Annotated in this window: 14 protein-coding genes; 5 read left to right on the forward strand and 9 right to left on the reverse strand. The window is 61.0% G+C overall.

Annotated features, from left to right (window positions below; translation table 11 throughout):
* Positions 1 to 28: 28 nt before the first annotated feature.
* Complete coding sequence (locus Q8X51_RS12970; RefSeq protein ID WP_065924169.1) at positions 29 to 1,153, forward strand: methyltransferase; 1,125 nt, start codon at positions 29 to 31, stop codon at positions 1,151 to 1,153.
* 82 nt (positions 1,154 to 1,235) lie between these two features.
* Here the strand turns inward: Q8X51_RS12970 and Q8X51_RS12975 are convergent, their stop codons facing one another.
* From Q8X51_RS12975 to Q8X51_RS12985, 3 genes are read right to left on the reverse strand one after another with little or no spacing between them, the layout of a single operon-like run.
* The gene (locus Q8X51_RS12975; protein WP_010562540.1) at positions 1,236 to 1,403 is read right to left on the reverse strand and encodes a DUF2474 domain-containing protein; all 168 of its coding nucleotides are present in this window, start codon (positions 1,401 to 1,403) and stop codon (positions 1,236 to 1,238) included.
* A 12-nt stretch (positions 1,404 to 1,415) separates the two neighbouring features.
* Positions 1,416 to 2,423: a cytochrome d ubiquinol oxidase subunit II gene (gene cydB / locus Q8X51_RS12980; RefSeq protein WP_027605307.1), complete on the reverse strand. Its 1,008-nt coding sequence runs from the start codon at positions 2,421 to 2,423 to the stop codon at positions 1,416 to 1,418.
* 1 nt (position 2,424) lies between these two features.
* Entirely contained in the window at positions 2,425 to 3,864 is a 1,440-nt protein-coding gene (locus tag Q8X51_RS12985) for a cytochrome ubiquinol oxidase subunit I (RefSeq protein ID WP_027605306.1), read from the reverse strand.
* A gap of 318 nt (positions 3,865 to 4,182) precedes the next feature.
* Here Q8X51_RS12985 and Q8X51_RS12990 point away from each other — a divergent pair, with 318 nt between their 5' ends.
* Together Q8X51_RS12990 and Q8X51_RS12995 are read left to right on the forward strand one after the other, a co-directional pair.
* A complete protein-coding gene (locus tag Q8X51_RS12990; RefSeq protein ID WP_065924168.1) occupies positions 4,183 to 5,421 on the forward strand; it encodes an MFS transporter in 1,239 nt (412 codons plus the stop codon).
* Between the two features lie 114 nt (positions 5,422 to 5,535).
* Complete coding sequence (locus Q8X51_RS12995) at positions 5,536 to 8,001, forward strand: membrane-targeted effector domain-containing toxin (RefSeq protein WP_242001063.1); 2,466 nt, start codon at positions 5,536 to 5,538, stop codon at positions 7,999 to 8,001.
* 18 nt (positions 8,002 to 8,019) lie between these two features.
* Here the strand turns inward: Q8X51_RS12995 and Q8X51_RS13000 are convergent, their stop codons facing one another.
* The 4 genes from Q8X51_RS13000 to Q8X51_RS13015 form a co-directional block, all read right to left on the reverse strand.
* Complete coding sequence (locus Q8X51_RS13000) at positions 8,020 to 10,203, reverse strand: xanthine dehydrogenase family protein molybdopterin-binding subunit (protein ID WP_407693816.1); 2,184 nt, start codon at positions 10,201 to 10,203, stop codon at positions 8,020 to 8,022.
* The gene (locus tag Q8X51_RS13005; RefSeq protein ID WP_407693817.1) at positions 10,200 to 11,189 is read right to left on the reverse strand and encodes an FAD binding domain-containing protein; all 990 of its coding nucleotides are present in this window, start codon (positions 11,187 to 11,189) and stop codon (positions 10,200 to 10,202) included. The genes Q8X51_RS13000 and Q8X51_RS13005 overlap by 4 nt, the downstream gene beginning before the upstream one ends.
* Positions 11,186 to 11,710: a (2Fe-2S)-binding protein gene (locus Q8X51_RS13010; RefSeq protein WP_065938318.1), complete on the reverse strand. Its 525-nt coding sequence runs from the start codon at positions 11,708 to 11,710 to the stop codon at positions 11,186 to 11,188. Before Q8X51_RS13010 ends, Q8X51_RS13005 begins: the two co-directional genes overlap by 4 nt.
* Before the next feature lie 96 nt (positions 11,711 to 11,806).
* Positions 11,807 to 12,253, reverse strand: a complete 447-nt coding sequence (locus tag Q8X51_RS13015; protein ID WP_407693818.1) for a DUF4879 domain-containing protein — start codon at positions 12,251 to 12,253, stop codon at positions 11,807 to 11,809.
* A gap of 188 nt (positions 12,254 to 12,441) precedes the next feature.
* On the opposite strand from Q8X51_RS13015, the gene Q8X51_RS13020 reads away from it, so the two are divergent.
* Both Q8X51_RS13020 and trmA read left to right on the forward strand, forming a co-directional pair.
* Positions 12,442 to 13,737 carry an NCS2 family permease gene (locus Q8X51_RS13020; protein WP_407693819.1) on the forward strand — a complete coding sequence of 432 codons (1,296 nt, stop codon included), beginning with the start codon at positions 12,442 to 12,444 and terminating at the stop codon, positions 13,735 to 13,737.
* Positions 13,734 to 14,813 carry a tRNA (uridine(54)-C5)-methyltransferase TrmA gene (gene trmA / locus Q8X51_RS13025; protein WP_407693820.1) on the forward strand — a complete coding sequence of 360 codons (1,080 nt, stop codon included), beginning with the start codon at positions 13,734 to 13,736 and terminating at the stop codon, positions 14,811 to 14,813. Before Q8X51_RS13020 ends, trmA begins: the two co-directional genes overlap by 4 nt.
* Here the strand turns inward: trmA and Q8X51_RS13030 are convergent.
* Positions 14,796 to 15,263, reverse strand: coding sequence for a DUF2442 domain-containing protein (locus Q8X51_RS13030; protein WP_065924162.1), 468 nt, complete (start codon positions 15,261 to 15,263; stop codon positions 14,796 to 14,798). The two genes, trmA and Q8X51_RS13030, sit on opposite strands and share 18 nt — an antisense overlap.
* Positions 15,260 to 15,688, reverse strand: coding sequence for a DUF4160 domain-containing protein (locus Q8X51_RS13035; RefSeq protein ID WP_065924161.1), 429 nt, complete (start codon positions 15,686 to 15,688; stop codon positions 15,260 to 15,262). The genes Q8X51_RS13030 and Q8X51_RS13035 overlap by 4 nt, the downstream gene beginning before the upstream one ends.
* Between the last annotated feature and the right edge of the window lie 134 nt (positions 15,689 to 15,822).

Consider the following 15,822-nt stretch of genomic DNA (forward strand, 5'->3'; position numbering starts at 1 on the left):
CCATCGATGACCCAGAGCCTCCCTCGCCATGCCCCTGCTCGACAGCCCCTTCGCCCAGCTCGATCTGATCCGCCAGCCAGAGCAACATAACGATCCGCTGCAAGCCTTCGACGCCGCCGACGAGTACCTGCTCAGCTACCTGGCTGAACAGCAACCGAGCGCTGCGACCCGCGTGCTGGTGCTCAATGACAGCTTCGGCGCCCTGGCTGCGAGCCTGGAAGGCCGGGTGCAGGTGACCTCCAGCGGCGACTCGTTCCTGGCCGCCCTGGGCCTGGATAAAAACCTGGTGCGCAATGGCAAGGCCTTTGACGCCGTGCCGTTCATTCCCGCCAGCGAGGTGCCCAGCGGGCCGTTCGACCGGGTGCTGATCCGCGTCCCCAAGACCCTGGCATTGCTGGAAGAACAACTGATCCGCCTGCAAGGCCAACTGGCGCCGGGTGCCGAAGTGATCGCCGCAGCGATGGTCAAGCACCTGCCCCGGGCGGCCGGTGAGTTGCTGGAGCGCTATATCGGGCCAATGCACGCCTCCCTGGCGGTCAAGAAGGCCCGGTTGCTGATCGCGACGCTGGCCGACCGCCCCACGGCGGTCTCGCCCTACCCGACGCGCTACACCCTGGACGCGCCGGCTATCGAACTGCTCAACCATGCCAACGTGTTCTGCCGTGAAGGCCTGGACATCGGCACCCGCGCCTTCCTGCCGCACCTGCCCGACAACCTGGGCAGTGCCCGCGTGGCGGACCTGGGTTGCGGCAACGGGGTATTGGCGATTGCCAGCGCCCTGCAAAACCCCGACGCCCAGTACACCTTGGTGGACGAGTCCTATATGGCCGTGCAATCGGCCCTTGAGAACTGGCACGCCGCCCTCGGCGATCGGGAGGTGACAGTACGCGCCGGGGACGGCCTGGCCGGCCAGGAGCCGGACTCCCTCGACGTTGTGCTGTGCAACCCGCCGTTCCACCAGCAGCAGGTGGTCGGCGACTTCCTCGCCTGGCGTATGTTCCAGCAGGCGCGGGAGGCGTTGGTGGTCGGCGGCGCCCTGTATATCGTCGGCAACCGTCACCTGGGTTATCACAGCAAGTTGGCGCGCTTGTTCCGTGGCGTAGAGCAGGTCGCTGCCACGCCCAAGTTCGTGATTCTCAAAGCGCGCAAATAAAAAAAGCCCTGCCCTTCCAAAAGAAGAGCAGGGCTTGCCCTCAAGTTAACAGGCAGCGGGCCGCGAAGCCCGGATCGGGATGTCAGTGGGTGGTCAGGCCGGCCGCATTCATGAACATGCGCATCAGGCTGGCCACCACGAACAGGGCCAGCACACTGCCGGTCCAGATCATCGCCAACCAGCCGAGGCGCCGCCACAGCGGCTGTTTCTCGGCCTGTTCGATCTCGTGCAACGTAGGTTTGCCGGACATGCAACGACCCTCCTAGTGATAGCCGTCTTCGTGGGTGACCTTGCCGCGGAACACGTAGTAGCTCCAGAAGGTGTAGCCCAGGATGAACGGAATGATGAACAAGGTGCCCACCAGCATGAAGCCTTGGCTCTGCGGCGGCGCAGCGGCATCCCAGATCGACACGGATGGCGGGATGATGTTCGGCCACAGGCTGATCCCCAGGCCGCTGTAGCCGAGGAAGATCAGCACCAGCGTCAGCAGGAACGGCGTGTAGTGGGCATTCCGCGCCACGGCGCGGATCAACCCGTACATGGTCACCAGCACCAGGATCGGTACCGGCAGGAACCAGAACAGGTTCGGCAGGGTGAACCAGCGCGAGGCGATTTCCGGGTGCGACAGCGGCGTCCAGAGACTCACGATGCCGATCACGGCCAACACCACGAAGGCCAATGGCCGCGCCAGGTTGTGCATCTTCTCCTGCAACGGGCCTTCGGTTTTCATGATCAGCCAGGTGCAACCCAGCAAGGCATAGGCCACGATCAGCGCCACGCCGCAGAACATCGTGAACGGCGTGAGCCAGTCCAGCGAGCCGCCGGCAAACTGGCGATTGACCACCGGGATCCCGTCGATAAACGCCCCCAGCGCCACGCCCTGAAAGAACGTGGCCGCCAGCGAACCGCCGATAAACGCCTTGTCCCACAGGTGACGCTTGTGGTCCTTGGCCTTGAAGCGGAACTCGAAAGCCACGCCACGAAAGATCAGCCCCACCAGCATCAGGATCAGCGGCAGGTACAGCGCCGACAACACCACCGAATAGGCCAGCGGGAACGCGCCGAACAACGCCGCGCCGCCCAGCACCAGCCAGGTTTCGTTACCGTCCCAGACCGGGGCCACGGTGTTCATCATCACGTCACGGTCGGTCTTGCCCGGGATAAACGGGAAGAGGATGCCGATGCCCAGGTCGAAGCCGTCCATGACCACGTACATCATGATGCCGAAGATGATGATCACGGCCCAGATCAGCGGAAGATCAATACCCATCTCAATTCCCCTTGTGCTGGATGTGGGCGTGGTCGTCATCGCTGCCATCATCGGCGGCGGACAACGGACGGGCCGGTGTGCGTTTCTGGCCAGGGCCACCGTGGGTCGGTTCCGTGCCTTCGTGGGTCACCGGGCCTTTGCGCACCAGGCGCATCATGTAGCCCAGGCCGGCGCCGAACAGCGCGAAGTACACCACCACGAACAACACCAGAGTAATCGTCATCTGCGCCAAGCTATGCCCGGAAGAAGCATCTGCCGTGCGCATCAACCCGTAGACCACCCACGGCTGGCGGCCGATTTCGGTGGTGAACCAACCGGCGAGAATCGCGATCAGGCCAGACGGCCCCATCCACAGCGCCAGGTAAAGGAACGGCCTGGACGTGTACATCTTGTCGCCCCGGCGCAGCCAGAGGCTGAACAGGCCGGTGAAGATCATCAGGAACCCCAGGCCGACCATGACCCGGAACGACCAGAATACGATGGTCGAATTCGGCCGGTCTTCCGGCGGGAATTCCTTGAGCGCTGGCACCTGTTTGTCCAGGGAGTGGGTCAGGATCAGGCTGCCCAGGTACGGAATCTCCACCGCATACTTGGTTTTTTCGGCCTTCATGTCCGGCCAGCCAAACAGGATCAGCGGCGTTGGCTCATTGCCTTTGTTTTCCCAGTGGCCTTCAATCGCGGCAATTTTCGCCGGCTGGTGCTCGAGGGTGTTGAGGCCATGGAAGTCGCCGATCACCGCCTGGATAGGCGCCACGATCAGGGCCATCCACATCGCCATCGACAACATTTTGCGGATCGCCGGGTTGTCCTTGCCGCGCAGCAAGTGCCAGGCCGCCGAGGAACCGACGAAGAACGCGGTGGCCACGAATGCCGCCGTCGCCATGTGCATCAGGCGGTAAGGGAACGACGGGTTGAAGATCACCGCCAGCCAATCGGTAGGAATCACGCGGCCGTCGATGATTTCAAAGCCTTGCGGCGTCTGCATCCAGCTGTTAGACGCCAGGATCCAGAAGGTCGAGATCAACGTACCGACGGCCACCATCACGGTGGAGAAGAAGTGCAGCTTGCGCCCCACCTTGTTCCAGCCGAACAGCATCACGCCGAGGAAACCGGCTTCCAGGAAGAAGGCCGTAAGCACTTCGTACGTCAGGAGCGGCCCGGTCACGGCGCCGGCGAAGTCCGAGAAGCGGCTCCAGTTGGTGCCGAACTGGTAGGCCATGACCAGACCGGAGACCACGCCCATGCCGAAGTTGACGGCAAAGATCTTCGACCAGAAATGGTAGAGGTCACGGTAGGTATCGTTATGGGTCTTGAGCCACAAGCCTTCCAGCACCGCGAGGTAACTGGCCAGGCCGATGGTGATCGCCGGGAACAGGATGTGGAATGAGATGGTGAACGCGAACTGAATTCGGGCGAGATCTAGCGCCTCCAAACCGAACATAAGTCTTCCTCTGTCAGGTAATACCGGCTGCTGGCGGGAGCCTGCACCCACTGCCCCCACGGATATGGAGTCTGGCGAATTTCAATTCGTTTCTTTTTTTAACCAGCCACGCAGGGAATCGGGCCTTGCGGCCACCAGAACAAATTCTGAAATGACTTTGATCTGGGTCAATCACAGTGAAAAGAGTAGTCCCATTTTCGCGGCTGGCCTGTGTGGTCTTTTGCCGCGTGACAGCTTGCCTCAGCCTTCTTCTCGCAACTAATTGTTACAGCTTGATGCTAATCTGCCCCTTCCCTCCGGCCTTGACCTGAATTTCCGATGCCCAGTGAACCCACGTTGCTGTTACGTCACCACCGCCCTTTCATCGCGTTCTGGCTGGCACGGATCTTCACCGCCAGCGGCTTCCAGATGCTTACCGTGGCCATTGGCTGGAACCTCTACCAACTCACCGGCAACGTGCTCGACCTGGGGCTGGTCGGTCTGGTGGAGTTCGTGCCGCGCGTGCTGTTCATGCTGCACACCGGGCATGTGGCCGACCGCTATGAGCGACGCAAAGTCGCGGCCATCTGCCAGACCGTGCAGGCGCTGATTGCCCTTTCCCTGGCCATCGGCGGCCTCACCGGCAACGTGACCCGCGAGATGATCTTTATCCTCGCCTTCCTGCTCGGCGCCGCGCGCTCGTTTGAAATGCCCACCACCCAGGCCCTGCTGCCAAGCATCGTGCCCAGTGCGCTGTTCCCGCGTGCGGTGGCCTCGTCACAGTCGGCCCAGCAACTGGCAACCATTGTCGCCCCGGCCCTCGGTGGTTTGCTATACGCCTTCGGCAGCGTCTGGGTGTATGGGCCCACGGTGGCGCTGTACCTCATTGCCTGTGTGCTGACCCTCAACCTGCCCGCCCGCCAGACCCCGCTCAACAAAGGCAAGGCCACCCTCGATTCACTGCTGGCCGGCATCCGCTTTATCCGCAGTCGCCCGGACATCCTCGGGGCGATTTCCCTCGACCTGTTCGCCGTGCTGCTGGGCGGCGCCACCGCGTTGCTGCCGGTGTTCGCCAAGGACATCCTGCTGACCGGCGCCTGGGGCCTGGGCCTGTTGCGCTCGGCGCCGGCGGTGGGCGCGTTGTTGATGTCGTTGTGGCTGGCGCGCTTTTCGGTAGATCGGCAGGTGGGCCGGGTGATGTTCACCGCCGTCGGCGTATTCGGCGTGGCAACCATCGCCTTCGGCCTGTCCACCTCGTTCTGGTTTTCCCTGGCGGTGCTGGTGGTGCTGGGCGCGGCGGACATGATCAGCATGGTGATCCGTGCGTCCTTCGTGCAGTTGGAGACGCCGGATGAAATGCGCGGGCGGGTCAGTGCGGTCAATGGTCTGTTTATCGGCGCGTCCAACCAATTGGGCGAGTTCGAATCGGGGATTACCGCCCATTGGTTCGGCACCGTGCCCGCCGTGGTCATGGGCGGGATCGGTACGCTGGTGGTGACCGGGGTGTGGATCAAACTGTTCCCGACCCTGGCGAATCGGGATCGTATGCATGTGCCGGTGGAAGAGAAAAGCACTTAGGCACGGATGCAGGCCGAAGATGGAACGCGTTCTTAAGTTGGGGTCACGTAAGGGTTACAACATTACTGGAATAATCCGGTGCTAACCAAATACCTTTCGACGGGCCCTCAGTTGATGAACAACGTGAATAATGCCAGCGTCCCCATCGGGATGACGACCCCCCACCTATTCCCGACTGCCTCCTGGAACACACCCAACGACAACTACATCCTGATGAACGCCAAGGATCGGTTCACGACAAGCGTCGCAAAGGATCTGAACAGCGGATACATGAGTCCAGAGGTCAGCCAAATAGCCGATGCCGTGATGTGGCCGGGTAAAAAAAACAGCCCTCAAGTGCAAGTCAAGACCTTTGCCGTGGATGGCATCCAAGCCAGGGACATCATATTTATTCAGCGTGTTCCGGCTGTGCCTGACGAGCCGAATATCGTGCTATTTGTTCCAGAAAAGGAAGGTCGTTCACTTCACTCATTCACAACCACCGAAGAAATGAACGCATGGGTGAAAACCCAGGCCAACGAGCCCAAGCGACTGGAGTCCTTCAGCCAGCATTTTGCGGGCGGTGAGTCATCCGAAAAAAAAACACGGGTTATCGATACACTGATTCGGTTCAGAAACAATGATATCAACGCCATCGTCGGCCCCTATGCCAATGAAGGCGACAATATCTTCGGGCGTCTGGATAAAGGCCCCACTGCGCCGCCCACTGCGGTCAATGGCTTGACGAATATTAAAGAGGAAAGCTCTTCACCGAGCGGACGACTGCTTTATTCCGGGCAGCGACCCGACGGAGAAACAGTCTTGTTTACCTATGACGCCTACGGAAACCTTCTGGGCCAAGACAAACAGCACAACTTCTATTTTGTGAAAGATGGCTTGAACAGTCACAAGCCACTGGTGCCAATCACATTCGGCGAGTTCAAGTACAAAGTCCAGAACGAAGCGGCTGAAAATGTCGGAGCAAACGATCTCCGGGGATTCTACGAGGAGTTTCTCAAACACCTTGAGCACCCCTCTGCAGGTATCGCGGATGCCTTGCAAGTATTCGGTGTGAATAAAACCACCGCAGACACCGTAGAGCGCTACCTGGACAACCCATTCAGTGCTCTGTTGGTTGACTTGAATACAAACAATCAGCTTGGCAAGGTATTCGGTCTCGACAAGTCGACGCTGGACGCAGAGCTCAAAAACGTCGGTGATTTCGCACAGGGATTCATCCCTGCCTATGGCCAAGCCAGAATGCTGTCTTCGCTGCTGGCCAAAGCGCTTCGAAATGAGGCGCTGTCTGTTCAGGAGACAAGGGACCTGGCAGATGGGCTTGCGTTGAAACCGAACAGCCCCGCGAGGAAAAACCTGCCCGAGTCTAAACCGTCACTCAAGTCGAACAGCCCCACGTCAGCAACGCCTGCGACCCAGCCAATAAAAGAACCCGTCAGCGCCGTACCCGATCCGGGGCCCACTGCCGACGAAGTCAATCGTCTGCGCCCGTCACAGTGGCTCGATATCAGCAACCACGCCGTCGTGGAGGGAGAACAACTGATCTCGGGGGCTCATGCCAACGCCAAAGGCATGTATCAAGTAAAAGGAAGTGATGGTGCAGACAGGTGGTTTATCCGTTTGACCGATGCTGAAGACATCAGCCGTATCTATGAGATCGACGGTAGGTTCAAACTCAGTGACGGGTATGCCCGCATTATTGATCCCGAGACGAGAAAGCCTGTGATGACGGTGCACTCCACCCAGGACGGCGCCTGGGAGCCGATCAACGGACCGGGAGGAATAAGGTGGCCATGGTGGTCAAGAGGTTCGGCGGAGCAAAGTTTTGACCCCGCCGCGTACGACTACCCTGCACAGGGAGAAGCATCAACGTCGAGGACAAACGAGAAAATCGACAAGCGAATGAAGCAGGACGCTGACACCTTCCATAAAAAGGCCAAGACCAAGGAGCGCCCCGCTCACTCGGATATCCCGGGCAATGCGTCAATGTCAGAGGTCATCAATACCGTCTACCAGAAATCCCTCGGCATGATTATTGGCGAAGACCATTCCCAATCTGCCGGTCTGCGACTGCTGATCGATAATGCAGCCGAGTTTGAGAGAAACAATGTCTCCACACTGTACTCGGAAGGGTTCGAGCATTCGTTGCAGCCCGATCTGGACAGGTTTTTCGAAACCGGTGAATTTTCACCCGCGCTAAGATCGAATTTGCGATTGATTGACCGCGCCCACAGTACACACGGGGCATACACCAATCGAGAGCTTCTGTTGACCATGCGAGCGCATGGTGTTCGAGTCAAAGCGATTGATGTGCCTTCAGTAGAACCGAAGTCCACACGTCTCAAAAACATGAACTACTACGCAACCAAACTGATCGAGCACGACCAAGCCGCGAACCCGCAGTCCAAATGGGTTGCAAGAGTCGGCAGCGACCATGTGTTCACCTATGACGGCGAACCTGCGATTCGAGGCATATCTCAGTTGACAGGCGCCACCGGGGTTAGTGTCGACGATGCAATCCCCGGCAAGGGCCCCTCGCTTATTCAATCCAGAGACAAGACAGAACTCTACATTGACCTGTAAACCGTTGGATAAGGTGCTCTAGAGCACCTTATCCAGGGTGATCGGAAACTCTCGCACCCGCTTGCCGGTGGCATGGTAGACCGCATTCGCCACCGCCGCCGCCACCCCGACAATGCCGATCTCTCCCACGCCCTTGGACCCTAGGGCGTTGACGATCTCGTCATGTTCCTCGACAAACACCACGTCAATCTCGCCGATATCGGCATTTACCGGAATGTGGTACTCGGCCAGGCTGTGGTTCATGTAGCGACCCAACTGATGGTCGATCTGGGTCTCTTCATGCAGGGCCATGCCGATGCCCCACACCACCCCGCCGAGGATCTGGCTGCGGGCCATCTTCGGGTTGACCACCCGCCCGGCCGCAATGGCGCTGACCACGCGGCTGACCTTGATCGTGCCCAAGTCTTCATCCACCCGCACTTCGACGAACACCGCCGAATGGGTCGCGGTGGCGTAGCCCTCGCGCTTTTTGTCCGGTTCGCTGTCGACCTGGACTTCCACGCTCTCTTCACCGCTGTCCTTGACCAGCTGTGCCAACGACACGCTCACGTCGCCGGTGTGCAGTTGGCCGCCTTCAAAACGCACGGACTCGGCATCCTTGAACACCGGGTAAGTCTGCCGGGCGATGGTCAGCAGCCTCGCGCTCAACGCTTCGCAGGCTTGCTGCACGGCGGTGCCGACGGACGACACGGTGAACGAGCCGCCTTGCAGCGGCGCGGTGGGCAATGAAGAGTCGCCGAGCAGGAACACCACGTCCTCAACCGCCACGCCACTGGCCTGCGCCGCGATCTGGGTCATCACCGTGTAGGTGCCGGTGCCGATGTCCGTGGTCGCACTGCTGACGGTCAGCTTGCCCTCGGCGTCGATGCGCGCCTTGGCGCTGGCCTTCATCTGCATGGCCTCCCACACACCACCGGCCATGCCCCAGCCGATCAACTGGCAGCCGTCGCGCATGCTGCGCGGTTCCGGGTTGCGCTGGCTCCAGCCGAAGCGTTCGGCGCCTTCGCTGTAACACTCGCGCAGGGCCTTGCTCGACCAAGGCTTGTCTTCGTTCTGGTTGCGCTCTGCGTAGTTGACCAGCCGCAGTTGCACCGGGTCCATGCCCAAGGCGCTGGCCAATTCGTCCATGGCGCACTCCAGGCCGATCACGCCCAAGGCAGCGCCGGGCGCGCGCATGTCCAAGGGCGTGAATACATCCAGCGGCACCAGTTTGTAGGTCAGTTGCACGTTGTCGCAGTGATAGAGCATGCCGCTCCACTCCACCACATGCTCGCTGAAGTCTTCGAAGCGCGAGGTCTGGCCAATCGCCGTATGCCCCAATGCCAGCAGGCGACCATTGGCGGCGGCGCCCATCTGCAAACGCTGCAAGGTGCGCGGGCGGTAGCCGAAGGTGAACATCTGCTGGCGGGTCAGGGTGACGCGCACCGAGCGCTTGAGCGCCAGGGACGCCATCACCGCCAGCGGCAATTGATACTGCGGGCGCAAACCCGAGCCGAACGCGCCGCCGACGAATGCGGCGAAGATCCGCACCTGGCTTTTATCCAGGCCGAACACGTCTTGCACATAGGCCTGGCAGTTCTGCGGGCCCTGGGTCTTGTCATGAATATGCAAGGTGCCGTCCGGCTGATACAGCACGGTGCTGGCGTGGGGTTCCATGGGGTTGTGGTGTTCGATGGGGGTGCTGTAGTGCAGGTCGAGGCTGACGGCGGCAGCGGCCCACTCGGCCTGGAAATTGCCACGCGGCTTGGGCGGCGCCTGCGGTGAAGCATGGGCCTGTTCCTGCTGGGCGAGCAGGTCGGTCTCGAAGTCTTCCCGTGCGTAGTCGATCGCTACCAGCGAGCCGGCATGTCGCGCCAGTTCAAGGTTGTCGGCGATCACCAGGGCCAGGGGCTGGCCGCTGTACAGCACACGGTCGTTATACAGCGGGCGAAACGGTGAACCGTCCGCCGCATCGTCATCCTGGAAGGCATCGTCGTAACGGGCGATTTTCGGCCGGTTGAGGTGATGGATAACCGCCATCACGCCCGGCAGGGCCAGTGCCCTGGACGCATCGATCGCCAGCACACGGCCCTTGGCGATGGTGCTGGACACCACACTGCCGTGGAGCAGGCCGTCCTCGGGAAACTCACCGGCATAACGCGCCTGGCCGGTGACCTTGAGCAGACCGTCGACACGGTCCAGGGGTTTACCAATAGCGGTCATGGGCGATCTCCTGCGACGGCGGCGTCGCTCAGGGCACGGATGATTGCGCGGCGCGCCAGCTTGATCTTGAAGCCGTTGTGTTCCAGCGGCTCGGCGTCTTGCAGCACCGCGTCGGCGGCATTGCTGAAGGTCTCGCGGCTGACCGCCTGGCCGATCAGCGAGGCTTCCACCGCACGGTCGCGCCAGGGTTTATGGGCCACGCCGCCGAGGGCCAGGCGCGCGTCGACGATTCGATCGCCGTCCAACTCGAGAGCGGCGGCCACCGAAACCAAGGCAAACGCGTAAGACGCGCGGTCGCGGATTTTCAGGTAATGGCTGTGACGGGCCAGGTGGTCGGCGGGCAATTCGATGGCGGTGATCAGCTCATCGTCGGCCAGTTGGTTGTCGCGTTGCGGCGCATCACCGGGCAGGCGGTGGAAGTCGGCAAACTCGATAATCCGCGCGCCGCCTCGGCCTTCGACATGCACCCGCGCCTCCAGCGCCGCCAGGGCCACGCACATGTCCGAAGGGTGAGTGGCCACGCACTGTTCGCTGGCGCCGAGGATCGCATGGATACGGTTCAACCCAGTGCGCGCCGGGCAGCCGCTGCCGGGCTCACGCTTGTTGCAGGGCACGCTGGCGTCATAGAAGTAGTAGCAACGGGTGCGCTGCAACAGGTTGCCGCCGGTACTGGCCATATTGCGCAGTTGCGGCGAAGCACCGGCAAGGATCGCCTGGGACAGCAACGGGTAACGCTGTTCGATCAGCGGGTGCCAGGCCAGGTCGGCATTGCTCACCAGCGCGCCGATGCGCAGGCCGCCCTCGGCGGTTTGTTCAATCTCATTGAGCGGCAGGCCGGTGATATCGATCAGGTGCTCGGGGCGGCTGATGTTTTCTTTCATCAAGTCCAGCAGGTTGGTGCCCCCGGCAATAAAGCGCGACGCCGCGCTGCTCAGGTGCACGGCTTCGTGGACATCCGCCGGTTTGCTGTACTGGAAGGGATTCATTGCTCGCCTCCCTGGGCGCGGCACGCCGGCAAAGCCTCTTCGATGGCATCGCGGATATTGCTGTAGGCGCCGCAGCGGCACAGGTTGCCGCTCATCAGCTCCTGGATCTGTGCGCTGTCGTGGGCACGGCCTTCATTGGCCAGGCCAACGGCGGAGCAAATCTGACCGGGCGTGCAGTAGCCGCACTGGAAGGCGTCGTGCTTGATGAAGGCTTGCTGCATCGGGTGCAGTTGGTCGCCGTCGGCCAGGCCTTCGATGGTGGTCAGCTCGGCACCGTCGCACATCACCGCCAGGGTCAGGCAGGCGTTGATGCGTTTGCCGTCGCGCAATACTGTGCACGCACCGCATTGGCCGTGGTCGCAGCCTTTTTTGCTGCCGACCAGGTCCAGTTGCTCGCGCAGCAGGTCCAGCAACGTGGTCCAGGGCAATACATCGAGTTGGCGGTCCTGACCATTGAGGGTCAAGCGTATGGAGTGGGCGACGAACGGCTGGGCCGCCGCGCCATTGGGGGTCGCGCTCATAAACACCTCACGGGTTGGTGTACGTCCGCGGCGTTCAGGAAAGTCGCCGTCTCAGGGGTACGACTTCCCGGGGTATTGAGCGTTCAAGGTGATTGATCAGCGGATATTGAGCAGGGTCTTCAAGGTATTCCGCGGGCCGTTGATCGACGAGTTGCTGTATTCGAACCAGCCTTGGGCCTGGACATTCAGGTCAAATACATAGATGTAGCCCATCAGCGTGCCTGCCCCGCTGCAGGCCTCGCTGATGCTGCCGACCTGGCATACGGGCGTACGTTGCCCGTTCAGTTCGGCACCATTGAAGCGACCCACCGGGTTGTTACCCAGGCCGACTTCCATCACCGACACTTGGGTGGGCCCACGGTGCGTGCACATCTGGGTGCTTTGCGCGCGTTCCGGGATGGTTTCCATGCAGTGCGCCGATTCGACCTTGAACACGCGCACCTCGCTCAAGGGCGGTGCAGTCGCGCCCCACACCGGTGCCGCGCCCAACCACAGGCCGAGACAAGGGATCAGGGCTAGACTCCACGCGTTGGCTTTTTTCATGCTGTCGATGACCTGCTGTTGAACGTCGCCGCAGTATGCCTCAAGGCCATGCGCCACACAGCCTCGGCTGCTGGTATGATGCGCCGCTTTTTCCGATCCTCTCTGGAACCACAGGCGCTTGGCGCAGTTTGTGCTTTGACTTAGAGGTCAACAAATAACGACGCAACATAGCGTCACAGGGAGCAGGCATGCTGGAAAAGCTGTTTCAACTCAAGGCACACAACACCAACGTGCGCACCGAGATCCTCGCGGGCATCACGACATTCCTGGCCATGGCCTACATCCTGTTCGTGAACCCGAGCATCCTCGGCGAGACCGGCATGGACAAGGGCGCGGTATTTGTCGCGACCTGCCTGGCGGCGGCCATCGGTTCGACCGTGATGGGCCTGATCGCCAACTACCCGATCGCGCTGGCACCGGGCATGGGCCTCAACGCCTTCTTTACCTACACCGTGGTGTTGCACATGGGCCACACCTGGCAGGTTGCGCTGGGTGCGGTATTCATTTCGGCGGTGCTGTTCTTCCTGCTGTCGATCTTCCGTATCCGTGAGTGGATCATCAACAGCATTCCCCTGCCCCTGCGTTCGGCGATTGCCGCCGGTATCGGCCTGTTCCTGGCACTGATCGCCCTGCACAACGCCGGGATCGTGGTCGGCAACCCCAACACCCTGGTGGGCATGGGCGACCTGACCAAGCCGGCGCCTATCCTGGCCATCCTCGGCTTCATGCTGATCGTTGCGCTGGAAGCCCTGGCCGTACGCGGCGCGGTGCTGATCGGCATCCTGGCGGTGACCATCGTCTCCATTCTGCTGGGCGTCACCGCGTTCGGCGGCGTGATGTCCATGCCGCCGTCCCTGGACCCGACTTTCCTGCAGCTGGATATCAAGGGCGCGCTGGACATCGGCCTGGTCAGCGTGATCTTCGCCTTCCTGTTCGTCGACCTGTTCGACAACTCCGGCACCCTGATCGGCGTGGCCAAGCGCGCCGGGCTGATGGGCAAGGACGGCCACATGCCGAAAATGGGCCGTGCGCTGATCGCCGACAGTACCGCCGCCATGGCCGGTTCCCTGCTGGGTACGTCGACCACCACCAGCTACATTGAATCAGCTGCGGGCGTGAGCGCCGGTGGCCGTACCGGCTTGACCGCCATCGTGGTGGCGATCCTGTTCCTGCTGGCGCTGTTCTTCTCGCCGCTGGCCGCCAGCGTACCGGCCTTTGCTACCGCGCCGGCGCTGCTGTTCGTCGCCGTATTGATGACCTCAGGCCTGGCCGAAATCGACTGGGATGACATTACCGTTGCAGCGCCGGTGGTGATCACCGCCCTGGCGATGCCCTTCACTTACTCCATCGCCAACGGCATTGCCTTCGGTTTCATCGCCTGGACCGCCATCAAGCTGCTTTCGGGCCGCTACCGTGAGCTCAACCCGGCACTGGTGATTCTGTCGATTCTGTTCGTGATCAAGCTGGGCTGGTTCAACGCATGACTTTTGACGCCACACGCTACACCGCTCAACTGCAAGACAAGGTCACGCGCTTGCGTGACCTGTTGGCACCGTTCGACGCACCCGAGCCGCAGGTCTTCGAGTCGTCTCTGCAGAACTTCCGCCTGCGGGCGGAGTTCCGCTTGTGGCGCGAAGGCGGTGAACGCCACTACGCGATGTTTTCCCAGGACGACAAGCGCACGCCGATCCTGATCGAAGAATTCCCCATCGCCAGCCAGCGCATCAACCAGTTGATGCCGCAGCTCAAGGCCGCCTGGCAAGCCAGCGCCGCCCTGAGCCACAAGCTGTTCCAGGTGGAGTTCCTCACCACCCTGGCCGGCGACGCGATGATCACCCTGTGTTATCACCGCCCGCTGGACGAGCACTGGCACACCGCGGCGAATAAGCTGGCGGCTGATTTGAATGTGAGCATCATCGGCCGCTCCAAGGGCAAGCGCGATGTGATCGGCCACGACTACGTGGTGGAAAAACTCGACGTCGGCGGCCGCACCTTCAGCTACCGTCAACCCGAAGGCGCGTTCACCCAGCCCAACGGCACGGTGAACCAGAAGATGCTCAACTGGGCATACGAAGCCTTGGGCGATCGCCCGGATGACTTGCTGGAGCTGTATTGCGGCAACGGCAACTTCACCCTGCCCCTGGCCACCCGTGTGCGTAAAGTGCTGGCTACCGAGATCAGCAAGACCTCGGTGAATGCGGCCCTGAGCAACCTCGAGGAAAACGCGGTGGGTAACGTCACCCTGGTGCGCCTCTCCGCCGAAGAACTTACCGAAGCGCTGAACGAAGTGCGCCCATTCCGCCGCCTGCACGGCATCGACCTCAAAAGCTACGAATTCGGTAGCGTGTTCGTCGACCCGCCCCGCGCCGGCATGGACCCGGACACCTGCGAACTGACCCGGCGCTTCGACAACATCCTGTACATCTCCTGCAACCCGGAGACGCTGGCAGCGAATATTGCGCAACTGCATGACACCCACCGCATTACCCAGTGTGCGATGTTTGACCAGTTCCCGTGGACGCACCATATGGAATCCGGGGTGTTATTGACCCGGCGGTAATTCAGCGTCCTCAGGTTCCTTCTTGCGTGGCCGGCCGCCCTTCTTGCCATTGGCGCGGGCGGCGGCGGATTTGGCAGCGCTGCTCTTGCGACCGTTGCGTGATGCTACCAGGCTGGTAGCCAGGTCCATCAGCGGCTGGCTTGTGGCGATCAGGCCCGTGATCGAAACATCCAGATCCTGGGCCTCACAGCTAATGGCCTTGCCACCGAAACTGACTTCCAACTGCTGGAAATCTTCCTCTGAAAACCCTTCGAACTCCGGCAGGCCGGCCACCGGCAACATGACGCGGCTGCCGTCGCTGAAGCCGATGGAGATGCAATCGTTTTCGTAACGCACATTGCTGGCGTTGGCGTACAGGCGCTTTAGCCTGCGGCCACGGGCGATTGCCTTGTCGACGTCGGCGTCAGTGAGAGGTACATAAGGTATGACTTTGGCTTTTACGATTTTCATAAATTAATCCCTACGCAATCTGGCGCTCTTACCAGATTCAAAATGGTCCGTTGCGCTAAGGCGTCGTGCCAGGCGCTTGCGATAACGTAGACACCACGTCGAATGACTAACCCTGGAACCAATTCACTGGTGTCCCAGTTCCAGGAATGGTTCTCCAGGCAAACCGTTTGCAGTTTTTCCCACCAAATCCTGCGCGCCCGTGCCAGATAATGTCGCTGCATGATTACCTCGCGTATTTCCTTCAGAACCGCAGTGGGTGGCCGCCTCCGTTCAGGCTCTACATCCCACAACTCAACGTCCCCATCCAAAAAACTGAAACGAAACCGCGCATCCCACCCCTTGCCCCTGACATGTACATGAGGCGGGCAATGCTCGTCCCTGATAAACACCGAGATGACATACCCCTTGTAAGCACCTACTTTCATCGTAACCCATCCGTTAGGTTATTTTCCGCCAGGTAACAATTTCCCTCCTGCCACCCGACAACCGGCTCCATCGTCTCGAAGCTGTTTCACAGATTAGTAACCACAAAAAACCCGGCGAATGCCGGGTTGTAACC

The organism is Pseudomonas sp. Yb2C2 (genome assembly GCF_052112325.1).
GTDB lineage: Bacteria > Pseudomonadota > Gammaproteobacteria > Pseudomonadales > Pseudomonadaceae > Aquipseudomonas > Aquipseudomonas marginalis.